This window comes from Sphingorhabdus sp. (genome assembly GCF_040079335.1).
GTDB lineage: Bacteria > Pseudomonadota > Alphaproteobacteria > Sphingomonadales > Sphingomonadaceae > Sphingorhabdus_B.
Window position 1 is genome coordinate 37281 of the sequence record NZ_JBEBKL010000018.1, and the last position, 9455, is coordinate 46735.

12 protein-coding genes and 1 tRNA gene are annotated in these 9455 nt (G+C 59.1%); 1 reads left to right on the top strand and 12 read right to left on the bottom strand.

The window, feature by feature from the left end; all coding sequences use genetic code 11:
• Positions 1-31: 31 nt before the first annotated feature.
• The 9 genes from ABL922_RS07080 to lipB form a co-directional block, all read right to left on the bottom strand.
• The gene (locus ABL922_RS07080) at positions 32-382 is read right to left on the bottom strand and encodes a hypothetical protein (protein WP_349023510.1); all 351 of its coding nucleotides are present in this window, start codon (positions 380-382) and stop codon (positions 32-34) included.
• A 77-nt stretch (positions 383-459) separates the two neighbouring features.
• The gene (gene queE / locus ABL922_RS07085) at positions 460-1098 is read right to left on the bottom strand and encodes a 7-carboxy-7-deazaguanine synthase (protein WP_349023511.1); all 639 of its coding nucleotides are present in this window, start codon (positions 1096-1098) and stop codon (positions 460-462) included.
• Positions 1095-1778 carry a 7-cyano-7-deazaguanine synthase QueC gene (gene queC / locus ABL922_RS07090; protein ID WP_349023512.1) on the bottom strand — a complete coding sequence of 228 codons (684 nt, stop codon included), beginning with the start codon at positions 1776-1778 and terminating at the stop codon, positions 1095-1097. The genes queE and queC overlap by 4 nt, the downstream gene beginning before the upstream one ends.
• Before the next feature lie 32 nt (positions 1779-1810).
• Positions 1811-1887: transfer RNA gene (locus tag ABL922_RS07095), tRNA-Arg, on the bottom strand.
• Between the two features lie 54 nt (positions 1888-1941).
• Positions 1942-2493 (bottom strand): DUF1254 domain-containing protein, encoded by a 552-nt coding sequence (locus tag ABL922_RS07100; protein WP_349023513.1) that lies wholly within the window; start codon positions 2491-2493, stop codon positions 1942-1944.
• Positions 2490-3065 carry a DUF1214 domain-containing protein gene (locus tag ABL922_RS07105; protein ID WP_349023514.1) on the bottom strand — a complete coding sequence of 192 codons (576 nt, stop codon included), beginning with the start codon at positions 3063-3065 and terminating at the stop codon, positions 2490-2492. Before ABL922_RS07105 ends, ABL922_RS07100 begins: the two co-directional genes overlap by 4 nt.
• 34 nt (positions 3066-3099) lie before the next feature.
• Positions 3100-4398, bottom strand: coding sequence for an NADH:flavin oxidoreductase/NADH oxidase family protein (locus ABL922_RS07110; protein WP_349023515.1), 1299 nt, complete (start codon positions 4396-4398; stop codon positions 3100-3102).
• An 8-nt stretch (positions 4399-4406) separates the two neighbouring features.
• Entirely contained in the window at positions 4407-4691 is a 285-nt protein-coding gene (locus tag ABL922_RS07115) for a hypothetical protein (RefSeq protein ID WP_349023516.1), read from the bottom strand.
• Between the two features lie 22 nt (positions 4692-4713).
• A complete protein-coding gene (lipB, locus tag ABL922_RS07120) occupies positions 4714-5469 on the bottom strand; it encodes a lipoyl(octanoyl) transferase LipB (protein ID WP_349023517.1) in 756 nt (251 codons plus the stop codon).
• A 200-nt stretch (positions 5470-5669) separates the two neighbouring features.
• Between lipB and ABL922_RS07125 the strand changes: the two genes are divergently transcribed.
• Positions 5670-6401: a hypothetical protein gene (locus tag ABL922_RS07125; RefSeq protein WP_349023518.1), complete on the top strand. Its 732-nt coding sequence runs from the start codon at positions 5670-5672 to the stop codon at positions 6399-6401.
• A gap of 33 nt (positions 6402-6434) precedes the next feature.
• Here ABL922_RS07125 and ABL922_RS07130 read toward each other — a convergent pair whose 3' ends face one another.
• Genes ABL922_RS07130 through ychF form a run of 3 tightly spaced genes read right to left on the bottom strand, consistent with a single transcriptional unit; the run spans position 6435 to position 9368 of the window.
• Entirely contained in the window at positions 6435-7772 is a 1338-nt protein-coding gene (locus tag ABL922_RS07130) for a hypothetical protein (protein ID WP_349023519.1), read from the bottom strand.
• 21 nt (positions 7773-7793) lie between these two features.
• Positions 7794-8222, bottom strand: coding sequence for a group II truncated hemoglobin (locus ABL922_RS07135; protein WP_349023520.1), 429 nt, complete (start codon positions 8220-8222; stop codon positions 7794-7796).
• A 45-nt stretch (positions 8223-8267) separates the two neighbouring features.
• Positions 8268-9368 carry a redox-regulated ATPase YchF gene (gene ychF / locus ABL922_RS07140; protein ID WP_349023521.1) on the bottom strand — a complete coding sequence of 367 codons (1101 nt, stop codon included), beginning with the start codon at positions 9366-9368 and terminating at the stop codon, positions 8268-8270.
• Positions 9369-9455 lie beyond the last annotated feature (87 nt).

Sequence of the window (9455 nt, forward strand, 5' to 3'; positions counted from 1 at the left end):
CCCGCTTAGGCGCGGGTCCGATTCCGGTCAATCAGGGGATGATCCAGATGGTGGCCATCAAAGCAGTCGGCAAGCCGATTGCCGCCATCCACAAACCGATAAGGTCACGGCGGAACATGCCTTCGACGTCATCGTCGTGGCGCGCATCAATGAGCTGCCATTTCCGTTCGAGATTGCGGCAAGGCATGATGACAAGGCCGATCAATGCCACCAGCAGGAAATAAGGCCAGATCGACATGCCCGATCCCTTGATCATTGGTGAAACTTCAAAAATCAAAAGCAGTGTGTACACCACCAGAGCATAGGCGACGTGCGTGCTCATTTTTTTGCTGTGATCGATATGGTTCGCAACCTGCGAACCGAACTGGGCCTTGGATGCCATTGCACTCTCCCCTGCAAATTCTCCAAGGGAGAGACTGTCACTAAAGCTTCATTGAGTCAAAGGGGTTTACCACGCATTCAAGGCAGGCCTAACAGCTTGTGATTCTGGAGAGAAAGTCGCCATTTCGGGTTTTGCGAGACAAATTCTATCGCCGATTTCCGGTTCGACTCGTTGACGCCCGAATCGCCGCTGTCCATCGGCTGGATCAGAAAATTGTCGAAAGCCCAGCCTTCCATTGCCGAAGTGTTACTGCCTGACTGTGGCCAGACCAGCTTGAGCTCATTGCCTTGCCGCTGCACGACCTCGCTGCCTACCTTTGGGCTGATGCAGACCCAGTCGATACCGGAATGTGCCGCGATGGTGCCGTTGCTTTCGATGGCGATGGTGAAATCCTGACCATGCAGCGCATCGACCAGAGCGTCGTCGACCTGCAGCATCGGCTCGCCACCGGTCATCACGACATAGCGGTGCTCGCACCCCTCGCCCCACAAAGCGGCGACGTTGGCGGCCAGCTCGGTTGCTTCATAACGCCCCCCATTTTCGCCATCCATGCCGACAAAATCGGTGTCGCAAAACTGGCAGACTGCGCTGGAGCGATCTTCCTCGCGGCCTGTCCACAAATTGCAGCCGGCAAAGCGCAGAAACACCGCGCGCCGCCCCGCGTGCACGCCTTCACCCTGCAAGGTCAGGAAGATTTCCTTGACCGCGTAGCTCATGCGTAAGCCGTGGGATCAGGCAGCCCGGCATCTATGAAGCCCTTGGCACGCAGACGGCAGCTGTCACACTTCCCGCAGGCCTTATTGTCGGGCGTCGGATCATAGCAGGTCCAACTCATCCCGGCATCGAGGCCTAAACGGTGCGCCTCGCGTGCAATATCGGCCTTGGTCATATGTTGCAGCGGCGTGTGCACCGTGAAGCGGTCACCCTCTACGCCCGCCTTGGTGGCCAGATTCGCCATATCCTCGAACGCGCGAATGAATTCTGGGCGGCAATCGGGATAGCCCGAATAATCGAGCGCGTTGACACCGATAAACAGATCACGTGCACCCCGTGCTTCGGCTAGGCCAAGGCAAAGCGACAGGAAGATCGTGTTGCGCGCGGGAACATAGGTCACCGGGATACTGCTATCGTCAACGCCATCTTTCGGGACGTTGATGTCGGCTGTGAGCGCTGAACCACCGAAGCGGCGCAGATCGAGCGGGAGCACGATATGTTCGGCAGCGCCCAGATGCGCGGCAATGCGCGCTGCACTTTCCAGCTCGATCCGGTGGCGCTGGTTATAATCAACGGTCAAAGCGAGGATCGCATAGCCAGCTTCGCGAGCGAGCCCGGCGACAACCATCGAGTCCAGCCCGCCGGACAAAAGGACGACGGCGGATTTTTCATTGGCGGTCATGGGGAGGGGCTCTCACGCACAGGAGAGGAAAATGGCGCACCCAGAACGATTCGAACGTCCGACCCCCAGATTCGTAGTCTGGTGCTCTATCCAGCTGAGCTATGGGTGCGTGGAGGCGTGCCAATAGGCCTGCGCTCACGGATTCGCAAGCCCTATTTTGCGCTCATTTCTCCAGCAATTTGGCGTCGACCGTGCGGCACTTCGATTTACGACGGATTGCGTCGATCTGTTCAAATTCGGACGGATCGGAGAGCAAAATGCGGATCAAGGCGATACCCCGGTCATAACCAAGTTCGACCGCTTCATAGCCCGCAGGTGCCTTTTGCCCGTCACGCAGCAATGCCAATCGTGCCGCCTTGCCACCCGTGTCGCGATCACTGCGTACGGCTGCAACGTCGGTGCGAGCGTCGAAAATGCTAATCGACCAATAACGTTCGGGAACCGGTTCGACATCGACCAGCACAACACCTTGCGAGAGATCAAACACGCAGGAAGAATAGACCAGATCAGGGCTGGGCCTGACAATTGGCTGGCGGTCGGCGGTTGCCATCGGGCCAAAGGCGAAGACATTGGCTCGCCCGTTGCCATCGGCATTGCCGATCCGCTTCATCGCTGCGGACATAAGCACATAGGGTGTCGCCACCAAAGTTCCCTGCCATGCGACGGCCAAGGCAATAAGGCCGACGATGATTGGAATAAGCCAGTTGCGGGTCATGCGCATGACTCCTTCGTAATGGTCGGCAGTTTGGCTTTCGCCGGATCATTGAGCAATGAACCGCGCGGATGGTATGTGCGCAAAGTCAGATCGAAACGCGGCGTTCTTCCGGTCGGCAGCCAAACCCCGTCGACCTTTTCGGGCGCAACCGTGAACGTCCAGTGGCCCTTTTCGTCACGCACAGGCGCATTCCCGCCGACCGACCAGCGGTTGGCGGCATTTTTCACCAGCCAACCCTCGCCTTTGTAAAGCGTGATGCTCCACCAGCGCGCATCTAGTTCGCCACCGCTGACTTTATATGTGCATTTGCCATCGAGCAGAGCCCCATCGCTGTCGGTGCGGGAGATAAAATACATGGCTTCTTTGGCGGGCAAGGCGAGCAGGCCGTTGAGAGCGACCTTGGCGCGGGTCATCGCCGATGCTTTGGCCGTTCCCTGGTCTGTGTTTGCACTCCACGGACCATTTTTGACCTGCTTATCTGCATAGTCGCTGCGTACCTGCGACACAGCCAGCGCCGTACCTCCGCCAAGCCCGAGCAGAATGCAGATCGAATATCGTAACCAGGGTTTCATATTTTCCTCTCCCGAAACACTGCCTGCACAGCGCCTATTTCAACGCTGCCCGCCGTTCCTTCAGCCAATGTTTATGCGTGCTTTCCACCTCGCGCATCGCCTGAAACACGCTCATATCGATTGCGGGTCGGCCGGTTTTGCCCAACGCGTAGAGCTGGCTGTAAAACCAGTATTGGCAGGCAAAACTGTCGATGGCCCGCATGGCCTTCCAGCGCCTGAGCCACTGCAACGAAGGCGGAAACAGCGCGAGCTCATTCTCCTTGCGCGGCAGCATCTCCATCCCGCCGAGCAGCCTTTTGGCGGCGTCTGGGAAATAGCACATCGGTCGTCCGATACCGATGACATCGGCAGCACCCTGCTTCAGAGCCTGCTCCATCGCCGATCGGGTGCGGAAGCCGCCGGTGACCATCAACGGCACCTTGACTTCGCTGCGCATCGCCTTGGCAAAATCGACGAAATAGGCCTCGCGTTGCAGCGTAGACACGGCAACATTCTGCTCTTCGGGTTCTTCCATCCCTTCCATGCCGAGCAGCTTGGGCTGCTCATAAGTGCCGCCCGAAATCTCGATCAGGTCGACGCCCGCATCCTGCAGCCATTTGGCAACCTGCAGGCTGTCTTCAAAGGCAAAACCGCCCTTCTGGAAATCGGCGCTGTTGAGCTTGACCGAGATCGGAAAGCTAGGCCCAACCAGAGTGCGCACGGTGTTGACAGTGAACAGTAAGATGCGCGCTCGATTTTCGAGACTGCCACCCCAGCGATCCTCGCGCAAATTGGCGCGCGGGCTCAGGAATTGCGAAAATAGATAGCCATGCGCGGCGTGGATCTGCACGCCGGTAAATCCCGTTTCCTTGCACACCCGCGCGGCTGTTCCGAAACGGGCGATGATGTTGAGAATTTCTTCCTCGGTCAGCGCAACAGGTTGGCCGAACTGGCCACCGGGCAGGCCGAGCTTGACGGCCGAGGGTGCCTTGGGATGCGGATTGACCGCCTTTTGCGTCTGGCGCCCGGCATGGCTGATCTGCGCCCAGAAATGATTGCCGTTGCGCGTTGCGGCCGCTGCCCAATGCGAAAGCGCGCGTTTCGCCTCATCATCAGGCTCGCGGTCGATGATAACATTGCCGGGCCGCTCGAGATGGTCGGCATCGATATGGATATTGCCCGACAGCAGCATCCCTGCACCACCCTCGCTCCATGCCAGATAGAGCCGGTCGAGTTCGCCCGTCGCACGCCCATATATGTCGGCCAGCCCCTCGGTCATCGCTGCCTTGGAAATGCGGTTGGGCAATATCGCACCACAGGGCAGCGTCAAAGGTTCGGCGAGCGGTGATGCCATGCTTTAATTTACTCGCCTGCCTTGGATGTCGGTTCAGCGGTCGGTGCGGCTCCAGGCTTCTCCGCCGCAGCCTTTTCATCCGCCTTGGGCTTAGCAGCAGCCGACGCTGCACTCGCCTCGACCGGCGCCTGTTCGGTCACTTCGTCGGTCGGGATCATCTCATCGCTGATCGAGCCTTCGACGCTGTCGATATCGTCCATGCGGGTTTCGGTGACCTTGCTGTCGGCATCATTGCCGCCACAGGCCGAAAGCGCGGGAATGGTAAGTGCCAGTAAGATCAGGGTGCGACGCATATCATCCTCTCGGTTTAAACAATCACCGTAGCCCTGAGCCTGTCGAAGCGCGCTTTTCTGCAGGGCGTGCTTCGACAGGCGCAGCACTACGGTTTTGGTCGAAGTTGTTGGTTAACTCGCAAGAGCCGCCGGCTTTTGCAAGCGCGTTCTGGAATTCGGGCAATGTCGCCTCCAGGGCGGCATCGAAATCGTCGAGGCTGGCGGTGATTCCAAGCTCGGCCAGGCTGGTGACCGGATATTCGGCAATTCCGCAGGGCACGATTCCTCCGAAATGCGACAGGTCGGGCGCGACATTGACGGCAAAGCCATGCGCGGTGACCCATCGGCGTACGCGCACGCCGATGGCGCCGATTTTTGCTTCCTGCCCTGATCTCGTATCGCACCAGATGCCGATACGCCCTTCGGCCCGCCGCGCCTCTACCCCGAACCGGGCGAGCGCATTAATCACCCAGCCCTCGATCGCGTGAACATAGCACCGCACATCCTTGCAGCGTTTGGCAAGGTCGAGCATGACATAGCCCACGCGCTGCCCCGGCCCATGATAGGTGTAACGCCCGCCGCGCCCGGTATCGTAAACCGGGAATTGCTGGCTGAGGAGTTCCGCAGGATCCGCGCTGGTACCGCCGGTATAGAGCGGCGGATGTTCGAGCAGCCAGACCAGTTCGCGCGCGCTGCCCTCGTGGACAGCCGCCTGCCGTGCCTCCATCCGGGCGAGCGCTTCCGGGTAGGGCACATGCCCTTCCGAAACGTCCCAGTCTATATCGCCTATGGCTTTCATGGCGTGGCCTTAGAGCAAGCTAAGAAATTATTTAATCCCTTTCGTCACCCCCGCGAAGGCGGGGGCCCAACCCCTGCCGTATAAACTTGGAAGGCGGGGGTTGGATTTCCGCCTTCGCGGGAATGACGAAGAAGTGGAAATGTGAATTTCTTGCCAGCCCCGTACCTTGCCTCTAACCCCCGAAAACAACCGGAGGAACCATGAACCGCAAACTCGATTATTCCAGCGTCTGGAAAGACACGCAGGCGCAACTGAACGCGCATCGCGAAGGCGTGGGGGCGATTTCGGGGCTGTTTCTGTTTGTCCCCGACTGGGTGTCGCGACTGTTTGCCGGGCAACCCGATCTCGAGGGCGCATCGACCCCCGCCGAAATATTGGGGGTGTTTCAGGTCTATTATGCCGACAATTGGCTGACCCTTTTGCCGACTGGATTGCTCAGCTTTTTCGGTGCAGTCGCGATCTATGTGCTGCTGACGCGCAAGGATCTGGCGACAATCGGTTCGGCGCTGGGCAAGGCTTTGGCGTTGTTGCCCTTTTACTTCATCGTCCAGCTTGCAGGTGGATTGATCACGCTCGCCGGGCTTTTGGCGCTCCTCCTGCCGGGTATGTATCTCGCCGGTCGTTTGACGCCGTTGGGCGCCGTGGTCGTTGCCGAGACCGAGCGCGGATTTTCCGGCACCATATCCCGTGCATGGGATTTGACCCGCGGCAATGGATGGTCGATCTTTTTCCTGACGCTGGTGGTTGCTCTGGTCGCCAGCTTGACGGCAATGATCATCGGCCTGTTTGTAGGCCTTGCCTGCCGTTTGCTCGCCGGTGCAGAAGGCGTGCCCTTCATTGAATCAGGCGTCGATGCCGCATTGGGTGCGGTGATCGCGACCTTGATGGTTTCCCTCTCGGTCGCGATCTACCGGAATTTGGCGGACGACTAATTCCTCCCCATCGACTTGCGATGGTGAGGATATTCACAGTCCCAGCGAAAGCCTAGCGAACAGCGTATAGCCCATCGGGTTCTCGCCATATGCTGCATCGAGCGCATCGGGCTTGGCAAAGGCCGAAACCGTACCGCCCAGCGCAAGGTTGAACTGCTCACCCAGCGGTAAGCGATAAGCATAGCCGGCCTGGAACTTGCTCACACGGAACGGAATGTCGTGCAGCGGATCGGTGTGTTCTGGGAACAGCTCGTCATTCTTCACATTTTCGAAGCGGCCGAAGATGGTGTGATGATCGTCAATGTTCCAGTTGGCCTCGGCCAACCATGCGGTCAGCGTTTCGCCCGGCTTGCGGTCCTTCGCGCTGAACGCGAGCATTGCCGACAAGCCGCTGCCATTGGCATAATGGACCGAGGCCGTGGTGCGCTGCTCATCTTCGCCTGGGTGAAGCGATTCCGGCTGCTTCAACCGCCCGGTTGACGCCTGCACGGCCCAGTTGGGGGTCGGGTTCCATGTTGCCCGCACAGACCAGCTGTCGAAGCGCGGCTTTTCGATGTCCCAGCGATCCTCGTCTGGCTCCTGCCCGGTAAAGATCGACCCCTCGATCTGGAACTGGCGCGTGGCATAGCCCCCGGTGGCAACGCCATAGGTGATATGGCCGCTGTCGAACCAATGGTGCGTGATCGGCGCTTCCGGATTGTAGCGGGCAGAGCCACGGTGCATGAACGCGCTCGGGCCGAGTGCAGGTTCGCCGACTGGGCCGCCATAAAGGAAGACGCTGCTGTCTGTGCCGACATTGATGTCGACCCGCGCAGCCAGTTCCATGAACAGATCGTGCGGATGCTGGCGATCGACCAATGCCTCACCGCCGGCCGTCTCACCGGAGGCAAACAGGTTGGGATAGCCGCGATTTTTCATCAGCGGTTCAAGGCTGAACATCGATTTCAGCTGCACCTTGCCCCAGCCGGTTTCCTTTTCGGCATTGAGCATCGCCATCGACTGGACATAGGCCTTGTCATCGCCGCGCGGGCCGCTCTGGTCGGTGTAAACACCCCAGGCATAGCCGTGCGCCATAACCATCCAGTTGTCGCCTGCGTCGATGTGGAGGCCGGAATGGCCGCCACCCTCTGCCGCGGGAAGGCGTGACGTGCCGGAGCCTTCTGCAGCTCGGCATAGCTTTACATCCCAGATTGCCTCGCTGTCATGTCCATGATCGATCACTCTGCAGCCTGACCAATATTTGGATTCAGCGGGGTGCTTCGAACCATTGGCGTCACTATGATCCATCTGCGAATGGTCATGCTCCTGCGCTTCAGCAGCGCTAGGCAACAGAATGGCAGAACTCAAAACGAAAGCAACAAACTGTCTCATTCGCGTAACATAGGCTGCGCTTCAGTGATTGTCACTCTTCCCGGCATTGGCCGCCATGCCTTTGGACATGCTGGCAAAGGCGGAAACCATGCTGTCGACAAAATCCGGATCGCCGGGGATTGTTTCCTTCGCCGCCTGCTGCATCGCCAGCACCCATTGCGTCGCGACCGCAAAATTCATGCCGTCGAGCGCGCGGTGGGCGGACATGATGCAGGCGCCAGGCCGCTTTTCGAACCAGTCGCGTGGGCCACCCATCCATGCCATCAGGAAATCGGTCAGCGATTCGCGCATCGGCGTAAGGTCAGGCGCGTGCATCGCGCGTAGTTCGGAGAAATCGGGTTCGCTTTCCATCAGGTCGTAAAAGCGGTTCACCATGCGCGCGATCGGTTCGCGCCCGCCAATGCGGTCGAACGGCAATTGCGGTTTGGATTTGGGGTCTGCTTCGCTCATGCTGTCGCCCTAACGGCTATCAGTCGATCAAGTCCTTGAGCGAAATCAAACGTTGAAGCGGAACAGCATGATGTCGCCGTCCTTCACGTCATATTCCTTGCCTTCGGAGCGCCACTTGCCCGCTTCCTTGGCCCCGGCTTCGCCATTATACTGGACGTAATCGTCATAGGCCATGGTTTCGGCGCGGATGAAGCCTTTCTCGAAATCGCTGTGGATCACGCCGGCTGCCTGCGGGGCTTTGGCACCTTTGAACACCGTCCACGCGCGGGCTTCCTTGGGGCCAACGGTGAAGAAGGTGATGAGGTGGAGCAGCTCATAACCCGCCCGGATAACCCGCGCCAAACCGGTTTCGTGCAGCCCGAGGTCGGACAGGAACACTTCGCGGTCTTCGGCGGGCATGGTCGAAATCTCTGCCTCAATCGCGGCGGAGACGACCACCGCCTCCGCACCTTCGGCTTTGGCCTTTTCGAACACCTTGGCGGATAGGGCATTGCCTTCTGCCGCAGATGCTTCCTCGACATTGCAAACATAGAGGACGGGCTTCGAAGTCAGCAACTGCGCCTGTTGGAAGATACGCGTTTCTTCCGGATCATTCGGGATTAACAGCCGTGCGGGCTTGCCATCGCGCAGCAGATCGAGCGCGCGACCCAGCACAGCCGCAGCGACCTTCGCCTCCTTGTCGCCGCCGGTCGCCTTTTTCTGGAAGGCGGGCACACGCTTTTCGAGCGATTCAAGGTCAGAAAGCATCAGTTCGGTCTCGACGGTATCGGCGTCGGAAATCGGATCGATCTTGTTGTCGACATGCTGGATGTCGTCATTTTCGAAACAGCGCAGCACATGCACGATCGCATCGACCTCGCGGATATTGGCGAGGAACTGGTTGCCCAAACCTTCACCCTTGGAGGCACCGCGCACAAGGCCGGCAATGTCGACAAAGCTCAGCTGCGTTTCGATAATCTTCTGGCTGCCACCAATTTTAGCAATCACATGCAACCGCGGATCGGGTACCGCGACCGCGCCGACATTGGGCTCGATCGTGCAAAACGGATAGTTAGCCGCCTGCGCCGCCTGCGTCTCGGTCAGCGCGTTGAACAGGGTGGACTTGCCCACATTGGGCAGCCCGACAATACCGCATTTGAAACCCATAATATCCTCGTTGGGAATGAATTGCGGGCGCCTTAGCGGGAGTGGGCGCGAAAGGCCAGAGCTGCGTAAGCCCCTCCCCTTCAGGGG